The 22,614-nt window shown below is 34.0% G+C and carries 25 protein-coding genes; 9 read left to right on the plus strand and 16 right to left on the minus strand.

Annotated elements, in window-relative coordinates; genetic code table 11:
* Nucleotides 1-22: 22 nt before the first annotated feature.
* On the plus strand, nt 23-2,248 hold the full coding sequence (locus tag ACHRWY_RS22205) for a glycoside hydrolase family 3 N-terminal domain-containing protein (protein WP_395357583.1): 2,226 nt from the start codon (nt 23-25) through the stop codon (nt 2,246-2,248).
* A gap of 92 nt (nt 2,249-2,340) precedes the next feature.
* Here the strand turns inward: ACHRWY_RS22205 and ACHRWY_RS22210 are convergent, their stop codons facing one another.
* Both ACHRWY_RS22210 and ACHRWY_RS22215 read right to left on the minus strand, forming a co-directional pair.
* Nucleotides 2,341-4,362 (minus strand): hypothetical protein, encoded by a 2,022-nt coding sequence (locus tag ACHRWY_RS22210; RefSeq protein ID WP_395357584.1) that lies wholly within the window; start codon nt 4,360-4,362, stop codon nt 2,341-2,343.
* A gap of 169 nt (nt 4,363-4,531) precedes the next feature.
* Nucleotides 4,532-4,789: a hypothetical protein gene (locus ACHRWY_RS22215; RefSeq protein ID WP_395357585.1), complete on the minus strand. Its 258-nt coding sequence runs from the start codon at nt 4,787-4,789 to the stop codon at nt 4,532-4,534.
* 351 nt (nt 4,790-5,140) lie between these two features.
* Here ACHRWY_RS22215 and ACHRWY_RS22220 point away from each other — a divergent pair, with 351 nt between their 5' ends.
* From ACHRWY_RS22220 to ACHRWY_RS22230, 3 genes are read left to right on the plus strand one after another with little or no spacing between them, the layout of a single operon-like run.
* On the plus strand, nt 5,141-5,896 hold the full coding sequence (locus ACHRWY_RS22220; RefSeq protein WP_395357586.1) for an NrtR DNA-binding winged helix domain-containing protein: 756 nt from the start codon (nt 5,141-5,143) through the stop codon (nt 5,894-5,896).
* Nucleotides 5,897-5,913: 17 nt separating this feature from the next.
* Complete coding sequence (locus tag ACHRWY_RS22225) at nt 5,914-6,234, plus strand: MmcQ/YjbR family DNA-binding protein (protein ID WP_395357587.1); 321 nt, start codon at nt 5,914-5,916, stop codon at nt 6,232-6,234.
* A gap of 60 nt (nt 6,235-6,294) precedes the next feature.
* The gene (locus ACHRWY_RS22230) at nt 6,295-6,816 is read left to right on the plus strand and encodes a GrpB family protein (protein ID WP_395357588.1); all 522 of its coding nucleotides are present in this window, start codon (nt 6,295-6,297) and stop codon (nt 6,814-6,816) included.
* 35 nt (nt 6,817-6,851) lie between these two features.
* On the opposite strand, the gene ACHRWY_RS22235 is transcribed toward ACHRWY_RS22230, so the two are convergent.
* The 11 genes from ACHRWY_RS22235 to ahcY all read right to left on the minus strand — a co-directional run bounded on the left by ACHRWY_RS22235 (nt 6,852) and on the right by ahcY (nt 16,116).
* Nucleotides 6,852-7,460: an alpha-ketoglutarate-dependent dioxygenase AlkB family protein gene (locus tag ACHRWY_RS22235; protein ID WP_395357589.1), complete on the minus strand. Its 609-nt coding sequence runs from the start codon at nt 7,458-7,460 to the stop codon at nt 6,852-6,854.
* Nucleotides 7,447-7,692 carry an Ada metal-binding domain-containing protein gene (locus tag ACHRWY_RS22240; protein ID WP_395357590.1) on the minus strand — a complete coding sequence of 82 codons (246 nt, stop codon included), beginning with the start codon at nt 7,690-7,692 and terminating at the stop codon, nt 7,447-7,449. Before ACHRWY_RS22240 ends, ACHRWY_RS22235 begins: the two co-directional genes overlap by 14 nt.
* A gap of 109 nt (nt 7,693-7,801) precedes the next feature.
* Complete coding sequence (locus tag ACHRWY_RS22245; RefSeq protein ID WP_395357591.1) at nt 7,802-8,515, minus strand: 2OG-Fe(II) oxygenase; 714 nt, start codon at nt 8,513-8,515, stop codon at nt 7,802-7,804.
* A gap of 10 nt (nt 8,516-8,525) precedes the next feature.
* A complete protein-coding gene (locus ACHRWY_RS22250) occupies nt 8,526-9,377 on the minus strand; it encodes a bifunctional helix-turn-helix domain-containing protein/methylated-DNA--[protein]-cysteine S-methyltransferase (protein WP_395357592.1) in 852 nt (283 codons plus the stop codon).
* A gap of 134 nt (nt 9,378-9,511) precedes the next feature.
* A complete protein-coding gene (locus tag ACHRWY_RS22255; RefSeq protein WP_395357593.1) occupies nt 9,512-9,976 on the minus strand; it encodes a GNAT family N-acetyltransferase in 465 nt (154 codons plus the stop codon).
* Nucleotides 9,977-10,075: 99 nt separating this feature from the next.
* Nucleotides 10,076-10,408, minus strand: coding sequence for a DMT family transporter (locus ACHRWY_RS22260; protein WP_395357594.1), 333 nt, complete (start codon nt 10,406-10,408; stop codon nt 10,076-10,078).
* A 69-nt stretch (nt 10,409-10,477) separates the two neighbouring features.
* The gene (locus tag ACHRWY_RS22265; RefSeq protein WP_395357595.1) at nt 10,478-10,936 is read right to left on the minus strand and encodes a hypothetical protein; all 459 of its coding nucleotides are present in this window, start codon (nt 10,934-10,936) and stop codon (nt 10,478-10,480) included.
* Between the two features lie 89 nt (nt 10,937-11,025).
* Nucleotides 11,026-11,310, minus strand: a complete 285-nt coding sequence (locus ACHRWY_RS22270; RefSeq protein ID WP_395357596.1) for a hypothetical protein — start codon at nt 11,308-11,310, stop codon at nt 11,026-11,028.
* Nucleotides 11,311-11,429: 119 nt separating this feature from the next.
* The gene (locus ACHRWY_RS22275; RefSeq protein WP_395357597.1) at nt 11,430-11,984 is read right to left on the minus strand and encodes a hypothetical protein; all 555 of its coding nucleotides are present in this window, start codon (nt 11,982-11,984) and stop codon (nt 11,430-11,432) included.
* 287 nt (nt 11,985-12,271) lie between these two features.
* Entirely contained in the window at nt 12,272-14,590 is a 2,319-nt protein-coding gene (locus tag ACHRWY_RS22280) for a patatin-like phospholipase family protein (protein WP_395357598.1), read from the minus strand.
* A gap of 209 nt (nt 14,591-14,799) precedes the next feature.
* Entirely contained in the window at nt 14,800-16,116 is a 1,317-nt protein-coding gene (ahcY, locus tag ACHRWY_RS22285; RefSeq protein ID WP_395357599.1) for an adenosylhomocysteinase, read from the minus strand.
* Between the two features lie 297 nt (nt 16,117-16,413).
* Here ahcY and ACHRWY_RS22290 point away from each other — a divergent pair, with 297 nt between their 5' ends.
* Nucleotides 16,414-17,064 carry a 4'-phosphopantetheinyl transferase family protein gene (locus ACHRWY_RS22290; RefSeq protein ID WP_395357600.1) on the plus strand — a complete coding sequence of 217 codons (651 nt, stop codon included), beginning with the start codon at nt 16,414-16,416 and terminating at the stop codon, nt 17,062-17,064.
* Between the two features lie 174 nt (nt 17,065-17,238).
* Here the strand turns inward: ACHRWY_RS22290 and ACHRWY_RS22295 are convergent, their stop codons facing one another.
* From ACHRWY_RS22295 to ACHRWY_RS22305, 3 genes are all read right to left on the minus strand, one after another.
* Entirely contained in the window at nt 17,239-17,646 is a 408-nt protein-coding gene (locus ACHRWY_RS22295) for a group III truncated hemoglobin (RefSeq protein WP_395357601.1), read from the minus strand.
* Nucleotides 17,643-17,930 carry a hypothetical protein gene (locus ACHRWY_RS22300; RefSeq protein ID WP_395357602.1) on the minus strand — a complete coding sequence of 96 codons (288 nt, stop codon included), beginning with the start codon at nt 17,928-17,930 and terminating at the stop codon, nt 17,643-17,645. Before ACHRWY_RS22300 ends, ACHRWY_RS22295 begins: the two co-directional genes overlap by 4 nt.
* A gap of 81 nt (nt 17,931-18,011) precedes the next feature.
* Complete coding sequence (locus tag ACHRWY_RS22305) at nt 18,012-18,608, minus strand: Crp/Fnr family transcriptional regulator (RefSeq protein ID WP_395357603.1); 597 nt, start codon at nt 18,606-18,608, stop codon at nt 18,012-18,014.
* 94 nt (nt 18,609-18,702) lie between these two features.
* On the opposite strand from ACHRWY_RS22305, the gene ACHRWY_RS22310 reads away from it, so the two are divergent.
* Genes ACHRWY_RS22310 through arfB form a run of 4 tightly spaced genes read left to right on the plus strand, consistent with a single transcriptional unit; the run spans nt 18,703 to nt 22,570 of the window.
* Nucleotides 18,703-19,431, plus strand: coding sequence for a geranylgeranylglyceryl/heptaprenylglyceryl phosphate synthase (locus ACHRWY_RS22310; RefSeq protein ID WP_395357604.1), 729 nt, complete (start codon nt 18,703-18,705; stop codon nt 19,429-19,431).
* Between the two features lie 36 nt (nt 19,432-19,467).
* Complete coding sequence (gene pnuC, locus ACHRWY_RS22315) at nt 19,468-20,091, plus strand: nicotinamide riboside transporter PnuC (protein ID WP_395357605.1); 624 nt, start codon at nt 19,468-19,470, stop codon at nt 20,089-20,091.
* Nucleotides 20,052-22,166, plus strand: a complete 2,115-nt coding sequence (locus ACHRWY_RS22320) for a DUF4301 family protein (protein WP_395357606.1) — start codon at nt 20,052-20,054, stop codon at nt 22,164-22,166. The genes pnuC and ACHRWY_RS22320 overlap by 40 nt, the downstream gene beginning before the upstream one ends.
* Nucleotides 22,166-22,570, plus strand: a complete 405-nt coding sequence (gene arfB, locus ACHRWY_RS22325; RefSeq protein ID WP_395357607.1) for an alternative ribosome rescue aminoacyl-tRNA hydrolase ArfB — start codon at nt 22,166-22,168, stop codon at nt 22,568-22,570. Before ACHRWY_RS22320 ends, arfB begins: the two co-directional genes overlap by 1 nt.
* Nucleotides 22,571-22,614: the final 44 nt, after the last annotated feature.

Raw genomic sequence — 22,614 nt, forward strand, 5'->3', positions numbered from 1 at the left:
AAAAAAGAAATATTATCTGCGTATGAAAAAAATAACCACATTTACCTTGTTGATGGTGTCCTTCTTTGCGGCTGCCCAACAAGAAACAATCGATCAGAAAGTAAATGCTTTATTGAAAAAAATGACGATTGAAGAAAAAATAGGTCAGCTTAATCAGTATACAGGAGACAATTCTGCAACAGGACCTATTACGATAAACCCAAACAAGCAAGCCGAAATAAAAGCAGGAATTGTAGGTTCAATGCTAAATATCATCGGAACAAAATATACCAGACAATATCAGGAACTGGCAATGCAGTCCCGTCTTAAAATTCCGTTGTTATTTGGCCAGGACGTCATTCATGGTTACAAAACAACCTTTCCAATTCCGTTAGCCGAGGCTGCGAGCTGGGATTTAGCGGCAATCGAGCTGGCAGCCAGAGTTGCTGCTACAGAAGCTTCTGCAAGCGGAATTCACTGGACTTTTGCACCAATGGTTGATATTGGCCGTGACCCGCGTTGGGGAAGAGTTATGGAGGGGGCCGGAGAAGATACGTATCTGGGATCTAAAATTGCTTATGCCAGAGTAAAAGGTTTTCAGGGCAATAAACTAGGCGATTTAAACTCCGTTATGGCTTGCGTTAAACACTTTGCAGCGTATGGTGCAGCGGTTGGCGGAAGAGATTATAATTCTGTAGACATGAGCGAAAGAATGTTGTGGGAAACGTATTTACCACCCTTCAAAGCAGCTCTTGATGCAGGAGCAGCTACTTTTATGAATTCATTTAATGATTTAAACGGAATTCCTGCAACGGCAAATGCACATTTGCAACGTGATATCTTAAAAGGAAAATGGAACTTTCAGGGTTTTGTAGTTTCAGACTGGGGATCGATTGGAGAAATGGTAGCACACGGATATTCAAAAGACCTTAAAGCTGCCGCACTTTCTGCCATTACTGCCGGAAGTGATATGGATATGGAAAGTAATGCCTACAGATATCATTTAGCCGAATTGGTTAAAGAAGGAAAAGTACCTGTTGATTTGATTGATGATGCGGTGAAACGCATTTTACGCAAGAAATTTGAATTGGGTTTATTTGATGATCCGTATCGATATTCAGATCAAAAAAGAGCCGATAAAGCTTTGAATGATCCTGAAAATAGAAAAGCGGCCCTTGATGTAGCGCAAAAAAGTATCGTTTTATTAAAGAATGAAAAGGAGACTTTACCATTGTCTAAAAACCTGAAAACGATTGCTTTTATTGGACCAATGGTAAAAGAATACAAAGAAAACATGGGCTTTTGGTCTGTAGAATTACCGGAGGTGGATTATAATAAATGGATCGTTTCGCAATGGGATGGTTTGCAAAATAAAGTAGGCAAAAACACCAAATTGCTTTATGCTAAAGGGTGTGATGTTGACGGAAATAACAAAGATGGTTTTGCAGAAGCTGTGGCAGCTGCACAACAAGCCGATGTTGTGATTTTAAGTATCGGTGAAAGACGAGACATGAGCGGTGAAGCAAAAAGCCGAAGCGATCTTCATTTACCCGGAGTTCAGGAAGATTTAGTAAAGGCAATTCAGGCAACAGGAAAACCGGTTGTGGTTTTGGTAAATGCAGGAAGGCCGCTTATTTTTAACTGGACGGCTGATAACGTTCCGGCGATTGTTTATACCTGGTGGTTAGGTACAGAAGCAGGAAATGCAATCGCCAATGTTTTATTTGGAGATTACAATCCATCCGGAAAACTGCCAATGACTTTTCCTAGAGAAGTAGGGCAGATTCCAATTTATTACAATCATTTTAGTACAGGAAGACCAGCTAAAGATGAAGATTCAAAAAATTATGTTTCTGCCTATATTGATTTGAAAAACTCACCTAAATTTCCTTTTGGATATGGTTTGAGTTATACAAAATTCAATTATTCAGATTTGAAATTGTCTTCGGTTAAAATAAAAAGCAATGAAACCATTAAAGTTTCTTTTCAATTATCAAATGTTGGAAAAGTAGCCGGAGAAGAAGTGGTACAATTGTACTTAAAAGATAAATTCGGATCTGTGGTAAGACCGGTTTTAGAATTAAGAGATTTTCAAAAAGTAAAATTAAACGCAGGGGAATCTAAAACGATCGAATTTACAATTGACAAAGAGAAGCTTTCTTTCTACAATAACAAATTAGAATGGACAGCAGAACCGGGAGATTTTGAAGTCATGATTGGAGCTTCATCAGCAGATATCAAATTAAAAGCAGATTTTGAATTGCTTTAAATTTTTTAAACACATAGAAACACAGCATTACAGATGTAGAATAAGAATGCAAAAAAAACGGAGCTACAATTAGCTCCGTTTTTTTGTTGTGATTATTTTACCAGTTTCTTGAAATTAAATTTCATCAAATTCATAAAACCTTGTTCTATAATATCAATTCCCAGTCCAAAATTACTATCTGCGACTTCGTGATGTGCATTTCTGAATTCTTCAAAATCTGCTGCCGGAATTTCCAAATTGACCAATGGTTTGTAATCAATATAGATTGTTGCCCCATTTTTAGTAATTTTTTTACGGCTTGTATAATCAAAATACGGATTTTTAATGGTGCTTTCCTGTACCGTAAATTTTTCTTCTACATCTATTCGCTGATCTGTATAAAGGTTGATTTCGTATTTTTCATTATCAAAATTGTGCCAGAATGTAATATCAGTATGCAGAAAATCGCGTGCATTATTTTTAATGATATTTCGATCAAAATACATTAAAAAACGATTTTTTTGTGCATCTACATAATACGGATCTTCAACAGTAGATTTATATTGAATCGTATATTCGTTCAGTTTTTTGTCATCTTTTAAAGTCTCAATTGTTGCATCTTTAAAGATATTCCGAACATCAGTTCCGTTTCGGTCATTATTATAATTCAATGTGTAAAAAAAGAAATTATTCCAACTGTCTATGATTTCTCTTTTGTTCGTATTTTTAAAATACTTACGCATATAATTAGCACGATTTCCTTTGTAAGTTGTTGTTAATAAAAGATTTCCAATGTTGTTCTGAACATTCAAATCTGCTTTTTCATTGATCCCGTAATAAGGGAATCTATGCGGTTTTTTAATTTGTAATTCCTGATTTGGCTTAACTTCTAAATAGTGCATAAAATAAATAAACCCGCGATTTTCGATCAAACCAAATTCATCACGACTTGTTGCATCAATAAAATACGTCTCACCTTTATAATCGATTTTTACAATGACATGATTGAAGGTAAGTAGCGATGGTAAATAATATTTGAGATAATGATCTGTGTTGAAATTAACCAATACCACAGAAGCATCCACTTTGATATAATCTAAAACCACTTTCAGTAACACCGATTTTGCTTTGCAGTCTCCTTGCTTATTTTGATACGTTACAGCTGGCTCTTGTGGTTTGTGCCCGTTCATTTCATCTGCATTAAAAACATAATAAACATGATTTTGCACATAATCTATAGCAAATTGCAATTGTTCATCTTTGTTGGTAATGGCATCCAGTTTTTCAACCAGATTAGGAGCAAATTCCTGTAAGGAGGCTTTACTATAAACCTCTTCATACAAAGGCGAAATATAGTTAGACAGCTCGGTCCAGTTATTGGCAGTGGCAAAATCTATAAAAGGAGAAATTTCACGATTGGTATCGACAAAGTTGATGTAGTTTTCTTTTTCGATTGTAAATCTCTGCCCTTTTTCTAAATAGCTGATTTCCGGTTCTAATACATTTCCTTGTTCATCTCTGAAAAAAGTTTTTTTGTAGGTAATTGTGCTTTTACGATCATTAATAAAAGTAAATTTATAGCTTCCGTAAGCCCAATAAGTACTTGGACTTACCCAAACGAATTTTAGAAATTCTTTGCGTAAAAAGTCACGATCTGTAAAGACCTTTACCCTGGAATCTTCCATGATTAAAACATCGTAAAGACGTAAATCTTTAATCGTAATATTAATCTTTTTATTACTGCTCAAAACTCCGCCATCACTTTGGTTCTCACTATCCAGTACTTTGATTTTGGTATCTGAGATTTTATCAACCAAAACACCTTCTCTTAAAACACTTATTCGGTGTATAATATAAGTTTCGTTTTCCTCGACCACAACATCCATTACAGATGCATTTTCCAGATTTGAAGGTTCATTAAGAGTATATGCCACACAAGCATATTCACTATTTTCAGTATCACTGGTGTAATAAATTTTATCTAAAAAATAACAGTAATCCCTTCCTTCATCGACTTGCTTGTTAGAAAAGTCAGATTCTTTTATATTTTCAATAAGTTGAGAGTCGTTAATTTGGGCAGCCCAATTTTCAGGTTTCTGAATTTTGTATTTTTCTAATTCTGCTGTATTTTCCATCTTAATAGCTTTTATATTATTTAATTGCGTATATTCTTACTTTTGAGATTGACAAAAATAGATAATTGTGATAGATATATGGCAGGTATTTGTAAAAATTATATTTGTACAAATAAAAAAACCTCACTAAAAGCGAGGTTGTATCTAAAATTAAGAGATTTAGGGAAAATTATTTCAAAACAGTATGTATAAAATCCATAGCTCCAATTCCTTTATAGGATGCATACAATGCTTTATCGAAAGCTTCACGTTTTGCTTTTTTATCTTTTGATTCCGTTTCAACGATCATTCGGTTAAAAATTCTTTCCTGTTCTTCACTGTATTTTAAGGAAGCTTCTAAAAGATCATTTTTTGATACTACTCCCAAAGACGAGTATATCTTTTTAATAAGCTTCTTGTTCAGTTTTGATAGATTTGGAATGCTCATGTGTAAATCATTAATGTTTTCTATACTTAAACAGACTATTTGTTTTAGTTTTTGTTACAAAACAACACCAATATTAAAATCTGTAAATTAATATGTTATCTCTTTTTGTGTTGTTTTTTCTGAAAAAATAACAAATTAAAAACGTAATGTGTTATTATGACGCAATGTACTTATTTTTTTTAAATTGCCTTTTAATTTTAAGTTAAAATTGTAATCCGTACACTTCTTTAATTAAGGACTCATTCTGACCTTAAAAAAGTATGAATGCTTTAAATTGTTTTGGTTTTATTAAAATGAAGTAAATTGCATCGTTATTTGAAGATAAGAAAGTTGTATTTAATTGAAAATTGAATGTTAAAAGATATTATAGAAAATAATCACAATTATCAGCCCGGACTATCTATTGACTGTGTAATTTTTGGTTTTCATGACAATCAGCTTAAAGTTTTGTTGATTAAAGTTCCGCATAGCCATATATGGTCTCTGCCAGGCGGATTCATCCCCATCGATCAGGATATAGATACTGCGGCGGTTACTGTTTTGAATGAAAGAACGGGTGTTGAAGGAATTTTTTTGAGGCAATTTGCTACTTTCGGCAAAATAAAACGAAACGATCAGCACTTTGGGGAAGAAGTGCTGAAATATTTAAAAATTGAAGAGGAAAAAGGCAAATGGCTCACGCAGCGATTTGTTACGATTGGGTACTATGCCTTAGTTGATTTTTTAAAAACAATTCCGAGACCAGCAAATAAAGACGAAGTTATAGAATGGATTGATCATAAAGAAGTGCCGGAACTTATTTTAGACCATAAAGAGATTCTCGATAAAGCTTTAGATACTTTAAGAATTGAGCTGAATTTAATGCCGGTTGGATATAATTTATTACCGGAGAAATTTACAATTCCCGAACTTCAAAAACTGTACGAAACCATTTTGGATAGAAAACTGGACAGAAGAAATTTTTTGCGTAAAATAACCAATATCGGGATTTTAAATAAACTCGACGAAAAGAAAAGTAATGTTGCGCACAAAGCCCCGAACTTATATACTTTTGATAAAGATAAATACGAAGAAGTCCTTAAAAATGGATTAAATCAAGGCTGGTAATTTGTAAATAGACAGGTATGGTAAATATTGAAACATTTAGAAAATTGGCCTTGGCGTTTGAAAATGCAACCGAAGATCCTCATTTCGAAAAAACCTCTTTCAGGATCAATAAAAAGATATTCGCCACTTTTGATGAAAAGAATAATCAGGCCGTTTTGAAATTAAACGAAATCGATCAGTCTGTTTTTTGTGCGTCAAGCGAAATGATTTTTTATCCAATACCCAATAAATGGGGCAAACAAGGCTGGACAATTGTTGAACTTTCAAAAGTAAGACCAGAAATGTTTGAAGACGCATTAAAGCTTTCTTATCAAAATGTTGCAAAAAAAAAGAAGTAATTACGAACTGCCAAACCCGACAGGTTTAACCAATTATTATATTTGCGAAAAAATATTGATATGATTGGTAGTGAAAGTTGGAATATAGTAGTAGTTCCATACCATCCTGATTGGGCAGAAGAGTTTAAAAAAATTGAAAAAGAATTGCTTGCCGTTATAAACAATATAGTGTTGTCAATTGAGCATGTTGGGAGTACATCTGTGGTAGGATTATATGCAAAACCTATTATTGATATTGATGTTGTAATCGGAGATAATATGTTTTTATTAGTAAAAGAAAAACTGAAGACAATTGGTTACGAGCATGTTGGTGATTTAGGTATAGAAGGTCGGGAAGCTTTTAGTTATAAAAATAAAGAACACCTTATGGAGCATCATTTATATGTATGTCATAAAGATGCCAATGAATTAAAACGACATATTACTTTTCGCAATCACCTTCGTGCGCATAATGATGACAGAGATCGATACAGCCAGATTAAAATTGAAATGGCTGAAAAATTTCCTCATGATATAGATAATTACCTTTTAGGCAAGGAAGGCGTAATTTTGGATATTTATAAAAAATGCGGATTATTATAAACTCATTCTTTGATGAAAAATAAGAATTTAAGCTTTTACGCTACAATTGTTCTAAAAGTTAAATTCACTCTGGGCTTTGATATTGTTTTCGTTGGTGGTAATCGGTGAAGCCAATGTGTTTGAGTGGTATCTTTCATGACTAATAAACTGCCGTGTTCTAAGATTAAAGAAACCGTTTCTTTCGTTTCTTTATGTTTGAAAGCAAACTTTCTTTCGGCACCAAAACTTACCGAACCAATAGCGCCGTTCTTCTTTAAATCTTTTTCAGCATCGCTGTGCCATGCCATTCCTTCATCGCCGGAATGATATAAATTCAGCAGACAAGAGTTGAAAGTTTCGCCTGTTTCCTGTTCGATAATTGTTTTTAATTCCAATAATTCCTTTGTCCACAAAAGTGCTTTTTTGGTAGTATTCGAATACGTATATTCAAAACCCGAATCGCCATACCAGGCCACTTTTCGCTTCGTAAGAATTAACTTCCCGAAGATAACAGCTTCATCATTTTTCCATTCGATAGTATTCAAAAGCACTTCCAGATAACGATTTGAATCTTCTCTGGAGAATAGTTTGCCATAATAATTTACGGTTCCGTCTTTAGGAAGCAGGTTGGTAGTTTCGTCAGTTTGAGGATTAAATAAGTCCATTTTTCCAGTTTTGATATTCGGTTTTCATACAATGTCCGCAAGGTCTGAAACTGTTTTGCCTGGCTTCATTTTCAGATAAAAAGAAAACCCGGTTTTCTCGTTTCATTCTTTTTCCTGACGAACATTTTAGAGATCCGTAGATTTTTAGTTTTCGGTTTCCACCAAAACAAATTTCTGCATTTTTAATTTTAATTCGGAGATCGTGATCAGAAATTTCATTGTGTTTTATCATTTTTTTTTAAGGTTACAAAGGGTTCAGAGGAACAAAAGTTCAGAGGTTTTTTTTATGCATATCCTGGCAACTTTGTTCCTCTGGACCTCTTTGCCTTTGTTCCTTAAAATTACGACAACGCATCGTGAAAAATAATCCCCAATGTATGGCGTTCGCCAGAATGAATTTCGCTGACACCATGTTTCATATTGACACGATAATACCCTTTTGTCCCTTTTACAGGTCTGAAATTGGTGGTGAAAACCAAAATATCCCCTTTTTTAGGTTTTAAGACAATGGCTTTCGATTGCGCCCTGGGCGTTTGCTGCGTTAATACAAATTCACCACCAGTAAAATCTTTATCAGGTTCATTGAGGAAAAGAACAATTTGAATGGGAAAATAAACATCGCCATACAAATCCTGATGTAAGGTGTTAAAGCCACTTTTGCCATATTTTAAGATTAAAACAGTTGCTTTTAGTTGGTTATTATTGTGACATTGTTCCAGTAATTTTTCATGAGTTTCAGGAAAATTAGTATTGATATTCAATACTTTCATCCACGCATTTGCAATTGGAGCCAGTTTAGGATAAATAAAGGTTCGGATCGTCTGGATTAAATTGGGCAACGGATAATTGAAATATTTGTATTCTCCCAAACCAAACCGATAACGTTCCATAACAACCGTTTTTCGATATAAAGCGGGGTTATCATAATCGAATTTTAAATCCTCGCATTGTTCGTTATTAAGCACATTTGGAATAATGGCAAATCCAGTTTCGTGCATAGATTCAGTGATGCTTTCCCAATTAAGAGAAGCAATTTTTGATTGTATATTTTGCATGAAAAAAGGTTTAAATATCTGAATTAATTTGTGCGCCTTCCCAGCCAATAATAGCCGTTTTTCGGGTATTTCCCCACATATAACCGCCAAAGGTTCCGGAAGACTGAATTACACGGTGGCATGGAATCAAAAACGCTACAGGATTACTGCCAATGGCAGTTCCTACAGCTCTTGAAGCATTTGGTTTCTCGATTTGGTGTGCGATAGAACCGTAAGTAGAAAGTTGCCCCATCGGGATTTTAAGCAAGGTTTCCCAAACCTTCAATTGAAAATCAGTTCCTTTTAAATGCAGTTTGATTTCAGATAATTTACTCCAGTCGTTTTGGAAGATAAACAAGGCATTTTGTTGTGCCGGATCCAGTTTTCGTACGAATGCTGCATTTGGGAATTTTTGTTTTAAATCCTGAAATCCGGTTTCTTCATTTTTGGCAAAAGCCATAAAACAAACACCCTTTTGTGTAGAAGCAACAATAATATTCCCAAACGGGCTTTCGGCAAAACTAAAGTTGATTTCCAGTTTTTTACCGCCATTTTTGTATTCTGCCGGAGTCATTCCTTCGATGTTTACGAACAAATCATGCAAACGGCTGGTTCCTGATAATCCGGTATCATAAGCGGCGTCAGATAAAGTAGCTTTATTATTTTCTTTGAGAATTTGTTTGGCATGTTCGACACTAATATATTGCAAAAATTTCTTTGGACTTGTTCCTGCCCATTCCGTAAACAAGCGCTGAAAGTGAAACGGGCTTAAATGCACTTTTTCGGCAACCTCATCTAAGTTGGGTTGTTCCTTAAAGTTTACTTTGATATAATCGATCGCATCGGCAATCCTATTATAATTAATGTTTTCCTGTGTGTTCATTGTCGTTCAATTTTATAATGCAAAGATCGATTGGTTTTTGCGGGTATAAAATCCGAAACTTGCGGAGGTTTTTGTTTTGTTGTTTTGTTGTTTCAGGTTTCAAGTTTCAGGTTCTGAACCTGAAACAATTATTCTTACTTTAGATTTTTTTCCATTTTGTAATTGATAAGCTCAACACCTAATCTGATGTTTTTTTGTTCGGCTTTTATGATGAAACCTTTCTTAATGAAAAAGGGTTTTGCAGTTATACTTACATCTGCTGTGATACTTTTTGAGTTTTCTTTTCTGGCTTCAATCTCTAATTTATTAAATATTTTATCAGCAATTCCTTGTCGCTGGAAATCTTTGTGAACGCAAAAGAAATCAATGTAATTTCCATCTTTTAGTGTTCCGTACCCTACAATTTTATCGTCAATAAGAGCTAATAAAACAAATTGCGTATGAATAACTTTGAGCCAGCGTTCTACATTGTTTAGCCCGGAAACCCATGCGTCAATCTCTAACGGGCTGTAATCATTTTTGCAAGTCCATTTTATGGTTTCGATATACATTTCCTGCATTTCTGTCAAATCTGAAATTGTGGCTTTTTTGAAATCCATTGTTTTGTTTTTAAAATGAATATGTCGAGAATTGATGAAAAAGGGATCAACTTTTTAAGGCCTGAAGCAACCTGAAACCTGAAACAATTTATTATTGATTTAATGTGCCGTAGTTTTAGAAAAAACATTAATGACCACAACGCCAGTCATAATTAAAGCTAAGCCAATAATTGCTGGTAAATCCGGTATTTGTTTGAAGAAAAGGGCTCCAATAATAGTAATCAGAACAATTCCTACTCCGGACCAAATCGCATAAGCAATCCCCACCGGGATGGTTCTGATAGCAAAGCTTAAAAAATAAAATGCAGCAAAATAGCCCACAATTGTTATGATGCTTGGGATAAGCTGCGTGAATTGCTCCGATTTTTTTAAAGCCGAAGTGGCAATGATTTCGAATATAATGGCAATACCTAAAAAGAAAAAGTTTTTCATATTTCACGTTTTTTACAAAGTTAAGCTTTGTGTTGATGTGAACAGATGAATTAGTAGGTTTGTTGTATATTAATATTTCTTGATTTCATTCAAATCGACTTTCTTGATAAGCTTTTCAGAAATTGGATCAAGATAATGATAAGGTATATTAGGGCCTAAACTTCTGAACGGACCATTTTTATGATTTGGGGAAGTTGAAAATCTTCCGCAACATTCCAATTTTATGTAGCTAAAATTATCATCGCACTTTTCAACCTGAACATTAATCCATTTAGGCACCTTGCCATTACGCCATAAATAATCAATTACGGCAGACTCTGTTGCAGGATTAATCGAACTTGTCTCATCAATTTTGTCATCAGGATAAACTTCTTCATCATTTTCTAATTCATTTCCATCGTATGAACAATTCGTTTTAATCATAAACTTATACTGGTTTGGTAATTTATTTGTTACCATTTCCTGCGTGAAATCGATAAGTCCATCCAGGGCTTTCGCCAGATTAATTTTGAAATCTTCTTTTTTCATGACTAGTTTTGAAGTGTGGTAAAATGCAATAATCTAAAATTATTTTAATTCTTTTTTATCCAGCGAAACACTATTTACGCTGAAATTTTTTATCGTATATGAATTTCAGGTTCCTTGTTTTTTGCCTCATCAAAACAATCGGCACATAGCGTTTTAAAATCGGCATTAGTTTGAAAAACGTCTGTCCATTCTTCGCCGTTATCCAGCAGCCATTGTTCACATGCTCCGCACCAGGCAATTTGCGGAAGGTCTTCTTCGGCTTCCGAATAAAAAAAGCCAACTTTTTCTTTTTTGTCTATAGCCATTGCAATATGAATACAGGCAAAAGACATATCTTTTGAACCGTGTATGTCACATAAAACTTTTTCAATCATATTGTTAATTGTTGTCGATTTAATGAGATTTTAGAATCAGTTTCAAAGATACTATATAAAAGAAAACCCTTACTATAAATTGATATTAGTAAGGGTTTGTTATATCGAAATAAACTGGTTTATTTTTTTGCCGCTTTTTTTTCTTCCTTTTCTTTTTGTTTTTTCTCTTTTTCTTCTTCTTTAACCTTTTTTTCTTCCTCCTGTTTTTTAGTTAGTTCTTCTTTTTCTGCTTTAGAGGTTTCTATTTGTTTTTTGAAATCTTCGACTTTTTTAGCACTTGATTCTAATTTTGTTTTTGATTGATTTAATTTTTCTTCAGATTTTGCTATTTTCTTTTCAGATTTTGCGATGTTTTTTTGAAGATCCGGATTATTGTTGTTTTCGGAATTGCTTTTAAGATTGGCTAATTGATCTTGGTTTGTTTTTAGATCAGCATTGAGTTGATCTGTTTTCTTTTCTAGTTTCTGTTTGTTTTTTTCTTCTTTGGCTAACTTGTTTTCAGCACTCTGAATTTTATTTGTCTGAGACATCATGTTTCTCATTTGCCATTGCTGATCTGCTGTTCTGCGCTCACTTGCCCATTTTTGATTCTGGTTGTTCATTTGCTGGTGCATGGCTCTGGCCTGGTTGTTGAATTGTGCAGCAGCAAAAATTGGTAACAGTATTATTAGCATTAAAATAAAGCGTGTTCTCATATTTGTTAGGTTTTTTTTTGAACTCAAATGTATAGCATAATTTAAAAATTATTCAAAAATATCTGATTAATTTTTACGTCTCGTTACCGTTTGCGTGAGGGATAGGAGGAAGCTACCGAAGTAGCCCGGATAGCCCGACAGCATCCTGATAAGAGGGCGTATACACGTACAGTATTTTTGCCCTCTTATCGGGATGGTGGCACGCTCTGATTATAAAAAAATAAACATGACGGATTTTAAATCAGAAGGATCTACTAGTTGTTTTTCTATGGATTGAATGACAATCCGACACTAAAAAACAATCTCACTTTGTCTATATTATTTATCCAGGAAATATCAAAATGGATAGGGCCCAAGATCGACTGATAGGAGATAGCGGCCCCTCCAGATAGTACAAGGCTGGGATCAAAGCTATCATCCCACTTTCCTTTTGGACTAAATGCCTTGTTAATGTATTTATCAAAAGTTTCAAACCCAACAGTCGCGATATTAAAATGGGGAGTTAGGTAGATTTTTCCCATAAGGTTTATTTGAGAAGCGATTTTTAAGCCCATATATTGGGTAACATTGAGTTCGTCTTCATGTAGGCCGGGAAATGAAAAACGATTACTGCCGGAACTTGGTATAATTCCTCCAAAGAAATATTTTGAAGCATAACCAAAATCTGAAAATGAGATTTGATTGTCTTTAAGTTGATCCTGAAAAATAAAATAAGAATCAAACCCAATGATTCCTGTGATTTTCTTTTTTAAGAGTGCTCTCTTTTCAAAACTGAAGCCAAATTTTGTATAACCGTTGGTTGCACCGGATATGCTTGTTTGATTTGGGTCGGTAAAAGAGGTATAGACATCTGTTAACAATGATCGGGTTACATTTGCTTTTATAATTGTTCCATTTTCAGCAAAGAAAACTTTATCCATATCATTGTAGGAATAATGTATGTTTATTTCTATACTGTTTAGAGAGTAATTGTTGATGTTGAGTGAGTTTGGGTTGTAATCTCTGTCGTATTTTGGTTTTAAATTAGTGTATTGATAGTTTAAACCGTAGCCAAAATAGCTTTTTAGTGAATTTAAATTTCGGTTCATCTCATTATTAAATTCAAAAGAATTATAAAGTACATTATCTGATGCTTTACCACTAAGATAGATCTCTTGCCTTAAAAAGGCTCCATAAAGTTCAGATGACCACCACCAGTCTCTGTTTTTTCCAAAATTTTTCTGATAATTGATTCGTGCTTTTGGCTGCTCTGCAATATCGAGTGTTAAAAGTAGGCGGGATGCTCTGGCCAGAACATTTCTGGCAGTGTAATTAAAAATGATTCCAACGCCCCGGTAAGTGTCGTAATGTACTGATGTGTTCAGCTGGTTTTTGGCACGTTCATGTCCAAATATTGTAACTCCTAGTTTGTTGCCGTCTTTGATAAAAAAACTGTGCGTGATTTCGTCAAAAAGATTGGTACCCATGGCTCGGTTAATGCCTGCTATTAAATCTTTGGTGGTATATTTTGTATTCGTTTTGAGGTTTATTCTTCCTAATACAAGAGCAAGGTTTTCCGGACTGATTTTTTTGTAAACAATAGTGTCCAGAATAAAATCTGCCGGTAAGTTTGGTAATTCGTGAGTTCGTTGTGTGTATCCTTTTAATTTTTCAGATAATGCAATTAAAGCCGGAAGGTTTTCTGTTGTGGCAATTTTACCATCTTTATAGATTTCTTCGCTATCTGCAAAATCAGCAGTAGAAAAACGTAAGTTTGGCAGGTGATCTATTAAGATATTACAAAGTTTTCGGTTTGCCGGGTTCTTAATATTACTCGGGAACATACTGGTTTGAGTCAATATAGTGAGAAGATTGTTCAGTTTGTCTATTGGCTCCAATCCGCCTCCTACATCACTGCCAATAATAATGTCCGCCCCCATTTCTTTGGCTACATCTGTTGGGAAATTATTCAATACCCCTCCGTCGACTAATACTGTTTTTTCGTATGTCATAGGCTTGAAAATACCTGGCAATGACATACTAGCTCTCATGGCATAAGCAAGACTGCCTTTGCTTAGAATGACCTCTTTTCCCTCGGCCAAATCGGTGGCCATGGCTCTAAAAGGTATCGGAAGGCTGTCAAAATCTTTAATATTGTATACAGGATAGGTCAATTCAGAAAGGAGTTCTCTTAAATTTTGATCATTTAAAAGAGAGCCAACACTGTTTAATTTTTTATCTTTAACTCCTATTCCAACTAAGTATCTCTGAAATTCTCTTTTTTCTTCTACACTTACAGATTTTAATGACTGACCGCCGCCAAGTAATTTATCCCAAATAATGTTTTTGGTTAATTTTTCGATGCTATCGCCAGAATATCCCATGGCATACAAGCCTCCAATAATGCTGCCCATACTATTCCCAACAATAAGATCCGGTACGATGTGCAAAGAATCTAGTTTTTGTAAAAGCGGAATATGTGCAATACCTTTTGCACCACCACCACTTAAGACCAATACGACTTTGGGTTTCTTTTCCTGAGAAAAAATAGTGTGCGGGAGGCTAATTAAAAATAAGAAGACGAACAAATAAGATGTTTTTTTCAAGATTACAACATTTATGTATTTGATAAATAGGGACTTATTTTTATTTTTAAAATTAAGTACTTATTTTTTAAAAATATAATTTTTTGTAAGAAATGTGTTTGTGCATAAAAAATACGATTTATTTATGCTGGAAAATGCTTTGAAATAAAAAACCCTCACATTGCTGCAAGGGTTTTAATCTTAATACTTAGTACTAAAAAAACTTAATACTAATATCTGTAATACTCTGGTTTGAAAGGTCCTTCAACCGGAACACCAATATAAGCAGCCTGATCGTCACGTAAAGTTTCCAATTCAACTCCTAATTTAGCCAAGTGCAAAGCAGCAACTTTTTCATCTAAATGTTTTGGTAACATATAAACGTCATTGTTGTAAGCAGCGCTGTTTTTCCATAATTCGATTTGAGCCAAAGTTTGGTTGGTGAATGAGTTACTCATTACAAAACTTGGGTGACCTGTAGCACAACCCAGGTTTACCAAACGACCTTCAGCAAGAATGATGATATCTTTTCCGTTGATTGTATATTTATCAACCTGAGGTTTGATTTCGATTTTAGATGCACCATGGTTTTTGTTTAACCAGGCCATATCAATTTCGTTATCAAAGTGTCCGATGTTACAAACAACAGTTTTGTCTTTCATTTGCTCGAAGTGCTCTCCAAGAACGATATCTTTATTTCCGGTAGTTGTAATGATGATATCAGCATTAGCAATTACAGTATTTAATTTTTTAACTTCATAACCGTCCATTGCAGCTTGTAAAGCGCAAATTGGGTCAATTTCAGTAACAGTTACAATAGATCCTGCACCTCTGAAAGAAGCAGCAGTTCCTTTTCCAACATCACCGTATCCGCAAACGATCACTCTTTTACCGGCTAACATTAAGTCAGTTGCACGACGAACAGCATCTACTGCAGATTCTTTACAACCGTATTTGTTATCAAATTTAGATTTAGTAACAGAGTCATTAATGTTGATTGCAGGCATTGGTAAAGTTCCGGCTTTTACTCTTTCGTAAAGTCTGTGAACTCCGGTTGTAGTCTCTTCAGACAATCCTTTGATTCCAGGAACCAATTCAGGGAAACGGTCAATAACCATGTTAGTTAAATCTCCACCATCATCTAAGATCATGTTTAGTGGTTTTCTGTCTTCACCAAAGAATAAAGTTTGTTCAATACACCAGTCAAATGATTGCTCATCAAGACCTTTCCATGCATAAACCTGAATTCCGGCAGCAGCAATAGCAGCAGCAGCCTGATCCTGAGTAGAGAAAATGTTACAAGAAGACCAGGTAACCTCTGCACCAAGAGCGATTAAAGTTTCAATCAAAACTGCAGTCTGGATAGTCATGTGTAAACATCCGGCGATACGAGCACCTGCAAGAGGTTGTTCGTCTTTATATTCAGCACGAAGGGCCATTAAACCTGGCATTTCAGCTTCAGCCAATTCAATTTCTTTTCTTCCCCAAGCCGCTAGAGAGATGTCTTTTACTTTGAAAGCCACAAAAGGCGTAGTTGTAGTACTCATTATATAGTATATTTGTATATTGTAAAATTTTTGCAAATTTACGGAATAGGTTTTTAATTTTGACTACTTTCTATAAGATTTATGAAATGTTTAATTTCTTAATTTATAGCGTATTAGTTCAATAGTAATTTTTAGAAGCTAATCCTGCTGTCCACTATATCTTTTGTGGTGAACCCCACCACAAAAGGATGCCGTTTCCATCAGGGCTAAAGAGACCAGACGTTAAATTAGAAGTTCAGTTTTCAAATCAGGAAAATAATTCATAACTTAAAACTCATAATTCATAACTAGAAAATAATGCCTTTATTTCAAACCATACAATTTAACGAAACAACCAAAATTTTAGTTTGGCACATAACAGAATCATTTGAGGAGTTATTGAGCAAAGTAGTCTTAAAAGAAAAAACACAGTTAAGGTTAAACGGAATGAAATCTCAAATGCACCAGCGTGCTTTTTTGAGCGTTCGGATGCTGATTCAGGAAATGGGGTTTACGGATCAGGAAATGCATTATGACGAATTTGGAAAACCGTATTTTAATTGTCACAATCATATTTCGATTACACATTCGCATGACTTTGCAGCCATTATAATCAGTGATGAAACAGTAGGAATCGACATGGAATTGCAACGCGAAAAAATCCTTAGAATCGCCGATAAATTCGTAGATACTGAAAATAGTTATCTAAATGCTCAAAATACAACCAATTATATCAAGGAACTGACTGTAATATGGGGTGCGAAAGAAGCCATTTTTAAAATTAGAAACGAAAAAGGAATCAGTTTTAAAGATCACATTAGGGTAAATGCTTTTTCGTTAGATAAAAATATGACAGAAGCTAGTCTGCATTTTAATGATTTGGTAGTAGATTTTGATGTGCATTATAAAGAAATTAAGTCTAGTACTTCAGGGCAGGACTTTACTTTGGTTTATGCTTTTGAGAAATAGTTTTAATAAAAATCCAAATTTCAATCGTGTTTGATTCAGGAATAACCACGATCTTTCATTTCGAGGAACGAGAAATCACACTCGTAATTCCGCTCCTGAAAGTACCATTCTATCTCGGGTTACTAGTGTGATTTCTTGTTTCTTGAAATGACAAAAAACACAATGACTGGTTTGTTATTCCAAAGAATTCTCCGTTATCTTCTTACGATGCTCAAACATACTCATAAACAAAAAAGTTCCCATTTTTCTGGCGCGTCGTTTTAGTGTTTCTACATTTTCGCCTTCAAAATGTTCTTCTAAGGTCTGAAACCAATAGTTAAGCCAAATCCCGAATTCATTCGAAGTAATTTGACCGTTAAAATGTGCATCAACTTCATTGTGTACCGCATGAGGATTTCCTCTGTACTTTTTTACCGCAAATAAATTGGTTTCCCAAAAATCGGTTAGTTTTTCTAAATGCGCGTCCCAGTCTTTGATCATCGTATTAAAATAAAAGCCGATTTCTTCATCAGCTCTTATCTTAGTATAGAACTGATGTACTAAAAAAGATATATCAGCTCTGTTTTCTATTGATTTTCTCATAGTATGAAACTATTTAGGAAAATAAAAAATACACTTAAAAATGCGCTTGTAATAATAAGGTTAAACACCATTTTGTGTTTCATTTGTGCTAATATAGATGTGTTTGCAAATACGCAAGCCAGAACGATAATAGCAAGTTGTATCATTTGAGATATTGAGGTTCCGTTAGCCAAAACGTACATCGCTGCAGCACCGCCTAAACAGCTTTGACCAATTACAGCCATTGCAGCAGAACCCATATAATTTTTATTGAAATTTTCGAATGTTGTTTGATATAGTGTCATGATATTGAGATTTTTATACTACAAAGGTACGTGCACTATACGTCTTCAATTTATGATTAAAATCATAAAACAAGAACTTTTTTATCGGTATACTTTTCTGTTTATAATCTTCAATTCTCCTTTTTTCTCCAGCGCTTTTATAGCTCTAATGACGGTTTCTACGCGCAAACCGGTCAAATCTCCTATTTGTTGTCTCGTAAAACCAATGAGGTAACCATTTACATCTTTTCTAAAATTAAAATAGGCAATTCCGTGATCCATTAGTTTTAAAACGCGATGCTCCGGTTCGTGTGTTGATATTTCTGCAGCCATAACGGATTTGTAATACAATCGCTGCGCTAAATTTTCAATTATTTTGATGCTAATGTTTGGGTTTTCCTGTAACAATTTCATGAAATTATTTTTAGAAAGAAGAAAGATCTCTGAACTTTCAACAGCAATTGCGTTAGCAGGATATTTTTGATTTAAGAATAAAGGAGGTTCTCCAAAAGACTGATTTTTATAAAAAATACCCTGAATAAATTCGCGTCCGTCATCGTTGTAATTACTCATTTTAATCTCGCCTGAAACAATTTGATAGTACTGAGATGGCAGACTTCCTTCTTCAAAAATGATTTCACTTTTGCCAAAAGACTTTTTTAATGCACCGTATTTTTCTAATAATTCAGAAGCAATCATATTTTGTTTCTTAGTTTGTCAAGAGATATTGTACAAATATAATTCATTCAAAATAGTTCTTCTACGTTAAAAACTTTTTACTTTTACAGCCATTATGGAGCAAAAATTACTCGTGATTCATCAACAAATTTTAGAAGCTAAGAAAAATGGACAAAAATTACTGGCCATACTTTTAGATCCTGATAAAATTGTTTTGGAAAATTTAGATCATCTATTACTTAAAATAAAAGAATCCCCCGCAACTCATATTTTTGTGGGAGGAAGCATTGTTCAAAGCACTATTTTAGAACATTTAATTGCTCAGTTAAAACAAAACACAAATTTACCGGTCATAATATTTCCGGGTGATCCTTCACAGATTTCCCCGCAAGCAGATGCTATTTTGTTCTTGTCCCTATTATCTGGACGAAACCCGGATTATCTTATAGAATACCAGGTCCAGGCAGCTCCAATTCTAAAAAAAACAAACCTTGAAGTTATTTCAACAGGATATATTTTGATAGAAAGCGGCAATGAAACTGCTGTTGCCCGCGTTAGTAAAACAGAACCTCTTAATCGCGAAAATTTTAATTTGGCATTAGCAACGGCTCAGGCTGGTGAAATGCTCGGCAATAAATTGATATATTTAGAAGCCGGAAGTGGCGCAAAACAAACTGTGCCACTGGAAATGATCACGTTAATTGCTCAAAATATAGAAATCCCGATAATAGTTGGAGGAGGAATTGTAGATTTGCAGGGAATTAAAATGGCTTATAATGCCGGTGCAGATTTAGTAGTTATTGGAACTGCTTTTGAAAATGACAGTTATTTTTTCGAATCATAAAAAAAACAAATTTAACAGCCCACAAATACCACAATAATGATTGATTTTTTTCTTGAAAGTTATAAAAATGCACCATTATGGCATATTGCCCTGGAGTTTTTGGTCTTTGTTTTCGGAATTTTAAGTGTGTGGTTTGCTAAAAAAGAAAACATATTGGTTTATCCAACAGGTTTAATCGCTACGGTAATATCAGTATATCTGTTGTATGTTGCAGGATATATTGGTGATATGATCATCAATGGATACTTTTCGATTATGAGTATCTATGGCTGGTATGTCTGGGCAAAAGGCGGAACTGTCGAAGACAATTTGCCAATTACCAGAACAAGCCTTAATGAAAAAATAATTGGTGTTTTATTGTTTTTTGTTACCGTTTTTGTAGTTTTCGGGATTTATAAATATTTTGATTATAAAATAAATCCGGATAATTATGTTGACATGATTTCGTCAGGAATATTTTTTGCCGGAATGTGGTATATGGCCAGGAAAAAGATCGAAAACTGGACACTTTGGATCATTGGCGATATTATAGTAGTGCCTCTTTACGCTTATCGTGGCTTGGGAATGCTGTCACTACAATATTTAATTTTTACAATTTTGGCTATTTCAGCTTATTTAGAATGGAGAAAAATCTTAGACAGCAAAAAACAGCTATCATAAAAATTGCATTATTTGGTCCTGAAAGCACAGGAAAAACCACCTTAGCAAAACAACTCGCAGAATATTATGAAACCCAATGGGTTCCGGAATTTGCGCGTGACTATTTGCAGGGAAAATGGGAAGAGAATCAGCATATATGTGTTGCTGATGATATGATGCCTATTGCTTATGGACAAGTTGCATTAGAAAATAAAAAATTGGCCTCAGCAAAAAAGTATTTGTTCTCAGATACCAATTTGATGGTGACAAAAGTTTTTTCTGAAATGTATTATGGCTTTTGTGATCCGCTTTTAAATGAAGCCGCATTAGAACATGAATACGATTTGTTTTTCCTTACGGATATTGATGTTCCCTGGGAGAAAGACGATATCAGAGATACTCCAAATGGTCGTGAAACTGTATTTTCAGTTTTTAAACAAACTTTAATTGAAACCAATAAGCCATTCATAACACTTTCAGGGAATAAAGAAAGTCGCTTGGCAAAAGCCACAGCAATTATAGATAATTTGGCATTGGCAAAACAGCATGGTATTTCATCAGATGATTTTGTTCAGATTTATGATCACGGAATTTCTTTTGAAAAGATTTTAAGTCAGTTGGAAATTTTTAAAAACGGAATTTTAAAAAGCAACTTAATTAGTCCTGCAACAATTAATAACGGAATTTTAAGTCTGTCAGAAGCTGAATTTGAAGAAAAAGCTCGTTTTTTTGATCTTCAGAAAGAAAAATTAAAACTGAAAAAGTTTGTTCCGGCTTCGGGCGCAGCAAGCAGAATGTTTAAATTTTTAACTGCTTTTTTGAATGATTTTGAGATTAAAAAAGAAACAATAAACGCCTATATCAACAGAAAAAAGGATAGTGATTTGTCTATTTTTATTGTGGCAATGGATAAGTTTCCGTTTTTTGACACTCTGGATAAAAAGCTAAGAGAAATCTATCCTGATTTTGAAACTTTAGAGAGGGATTATAAAAACTATTATTTTATAAAAACATTGCTCTCTCCTGAGTATTTTGATTTTGCAAACAAGCCCAAAGCAGTTTTGCCATTTCATCAATATAAAACACATATAGCAAACCCTATAGAAGAACATTTGAGCGAATGTGTGCATTATGCCACTTCAAATCAGGTTTCTAATTTGCATTTTACGGTTTCTGAAATTCATCAGACTTTATTTGAAAATGAAGTTGAGGTACTAAAAGAGAAAGTAGAAGAAGATTCCGGAGTTAAAATTGAAATAGGTTATTCTTACCAAAATAAAAGCACTGATTCTATTTGTGTAGATGCGAAAAATATTCCGATTCGGGATAAAAATAATAATTTGGTTTTTAGACCCGGTGGACATGGTGCCTTAATTGAAAATTTAAAAGAACTCGATTCCGATATAATCTTTATAAAAAATATTGATAATGTAATTCAAAACCATATTGATAAAATTGCATTGTATAAAAAAGCTTTGGCCGGAATTTTAATAGAAGTTCAGCAAAAAGTTTTTGGGTATTTAATTGCAATTGAAAGGCACGAAATAAAAGAAGAAAACATTAAAGAAATTGTTGCTTTTATAATGCAGAATCTCAATATTGAGTTAAGTAATGACTTTAATAAATTTACTTTCGAAAATAAAGTCAATAAAATTAAAGATTTATTAAACAGGCCAATTAGGGTTTGCGGAATGGTAAAAAATGAAGGAGAACCAGGAGGAGGGCCATTTTGGGTAATGAACGGGAAAGGAGCCATCTCGCTACAAATTGTAGAAACGTCACAAGTAGATTTACTAAACAAAAAGCAACAGGAAATTTTAGCCGAAGCGACTCATTTTAACCCGGTGGATTTAGTTTGCGGAATCAAAAATTATAAAAATGAAAAGTTTGATTTATTGCAATTTGTAGATCAAAAAGCAGGTTTTATTGTAGAGAAAAGTGTTGACGGAAAAACAGTTAAAAGCTACGAATTGCCCGGATTATGGAATGGGGCAATGGCTAATTGGCTAACCATTTTTGTAGCTGTGCCGTTAATTACTTTTAATCCTGTAAAAACAGTAAACGATTTATTAAAAGCCGCACATCAACCACAATAATGGATATCGAAAAAATCATATCAGAGTTAAGTTTTAAAGCTGTCCGAAGTAGTGGTGCAGGTGGGCAAAACGTTAATAAAGTGTCTTCAAAAGTAGTTTTAAACTTTGATTTGAATTCTTCTCAGGCTTTGTCTGAAGAAGAGAAATTGCTTTTGCTAATTAATATTTCATCTCGTCTAACTACTGAAAACATCTTGATTTTAAATTGTGACGAAGACAGAAGTCAGCTTAAAAATAAAGATATTGTCGTAAAACGTTTTTTAGAAATCATCAAAAAAGGATTATTCGTTCCTAAAGTTCGCAAAGCAACGAAGATTCCAAAATCGGTGATTAAAAAAAGAATCAGGGACAAAAAGAATATTTCTGAGAGAAAGCAATCCCGTAGAAAACCGGACTTGGATTAATGGACGTTTTTGGTTTTTAATTAATTTAAAAAATCTAATAGTCA

The organism is Flavobacterium sp. FlaQc-48, from assembly GCF_044007335.1.
GTDB lineage: Bacteria > Bacteroidota > Bacteroidia > Flavobacteriales > Flavobacteriaceae > Flavobacterium.

Bases quoted from the DNA above. Each gene is read 5' to 3' on its own strand.
- ACHRWY_RS22205 (WP_395357583.1), top strand. From the start codon at position 23: ATGAAAAAAATAACCACATTTACCTTGTTGATGGTGTCCTTCTTTGCG.
- ACHRWY_RS22210 (WP_395357584.1), bottom strand. From the start codon at position 4,362: ATGGAAAATACAGCAGAATTAGAAAAATACAAAATTCAGAAACCTGAA.
- ACHRWY_RS22215 (WP_395357585.1), bottom strand. From the start codon at position 4,789: ATGAGCATTCCAAATCTATCAAAACTGAACAAGAAGCTTATTAAAAAG.
- ACHRWY_RS22220 (WP_395357586.1), top strand. From the start codon at position 5,141: ATGTTAAAAGATATTATAGAAAATAATCACAATTATCAGCCCGGACTA.
- ACHRWY_RS22225 (WP_395357587.1), top strand. From the start codon at position 5,914: ATGGTAAATATTGAAACATTTAGAAAATTGGCCTTGGCGTTTGAAAAT.
- ACHRWY_RS22230 (WP_395357588.1), top strand. From the start codon at position 6,295: ATGATTGGTAGTGAAAGTTGGAATATAGTAGTAGTTCCATACCATCCT.
- ACHRWY_RS22235 (WP_395357589.1), bottom strand. From the start codon at position 7,460: ATGGACTTATTTAATCCTCAAACTGACGAAACTACCAACCTGCTTCCT.
- ACHRWY_RS22240 (WP_395357590.1), bottom strand. From the start codon at position 7,692: ATGATAAAACACAATGAAATTTCTGATCACGATCTCCGAATTAAAATT.
- ACHRWY_RS22245 (WP_395357591.1), bottom strand. From the start codon at position 8,515: ATGCAAAATATACAATCAAAAATTGCTTCTCTTAATTGGGAAAGCATC.
- ACHRWY_RS22250 (WP_395357592.1), bottom strand. From the start codon at position 9,377: ATGAACACACAGGAAAACATTAATTATAATAGGATTGCCGATGCGATC.
- ACHRWY_RS22255 (WP_395357593.1), bottom strand. From the start codon at position 9,976: ATGGATTTCAAAAAAGCCACAATTTCAGATTTGACAGAAATGCAGGAA.
- ACHRWY_RS22260 (WP_395357594.1), bottom strand. From the start codon at position 10,408: ATGAAAAACTTTTTCTTTTTAGGTATTGCCATTATATTCGAAATCATT.
- ACHRWY_RS22265 (WP_395357595.1), bottom strand. From the start codon at position 10,936: ATGAAAAAAGAAGATTTCAAAATTAATCTGGCGAAAGCCCTGGATGGA.
- ACHRWY_RS22270 (WP_395357596.1), bottom strand. From the start codon at position 11,310: ATGATTGAAAAAGTTTTATGTGACATACACGGTTCAAAAGATATGTCT.
- ACHRWY_RS22275 (WP_395357597.1), bottom strand. From the start codon at position 11,984: ATGCTAATAATACTGTTACCAATTTTTGCTGCTGCACAATTCAACAAC.
- ahcY (WP_395357599.1), bottom strand. From the start codon at position 16,116: ATGAGTACTACAACTACGCCTTTTGTGGCTTTCAAAGTAAAAGACATC.
- ACHRWY_RS22290 (WP_395357600.1), top strand. From the start codon at position 16,414: ATGCCTTTATTTCAAACCATACAATTTAACGAAACAACCAAAATTTTA.
- ACHRWY_RS22295 (WP_395357601.1), bottom strand. From the start codon at position 17,646: ATGAGAAAATCAATAGAAAACAGAGCTGATATATCTTTTTTAGTACAT.
- ACHRWY_RS22300 (WP_395357602.1), bottom strand. From the start codon at position 17,930: ATGACACTATATCAAACAACATTCGAAAATTTCAATAAAAATTATATG.
- ACHRWY_RS22305 (WP_395357603.1), bottom strand. From the start codon at position 18,608: ATGATTGCTTCTGAATTATTAGAAAAATACGGTGCATTAAAAAAGTCT.
- ACHRWY_RS22310 (WP_395357604.1), top strand. From the start codon at position 18,703: ATGGAGCAAAAATTACTCGTGATTCATCAACAAATTTTAGAAGCTAAG.
- pnuC (WP_395357605.1), top strand. From the start codon at position 19,468: ATGATTGATTTTTTTCTTGAAAGTTATAAAAATGCACCATTATGGCAT.
- ACHRWY_RS22320 (WP_395357606.1), top strand. From the start codon at position 20,052: ATGGAGAAAAATCTTAGACAGCAAAAAACAGCTATCATAAAAATTGCA.
- arfB (WP_395357607.1), top strand. From the start codon at position 22,166: ATGGATATCGAAAAAATCATATCAGAGTTAAGTTTTAAAGCTGTCCGA.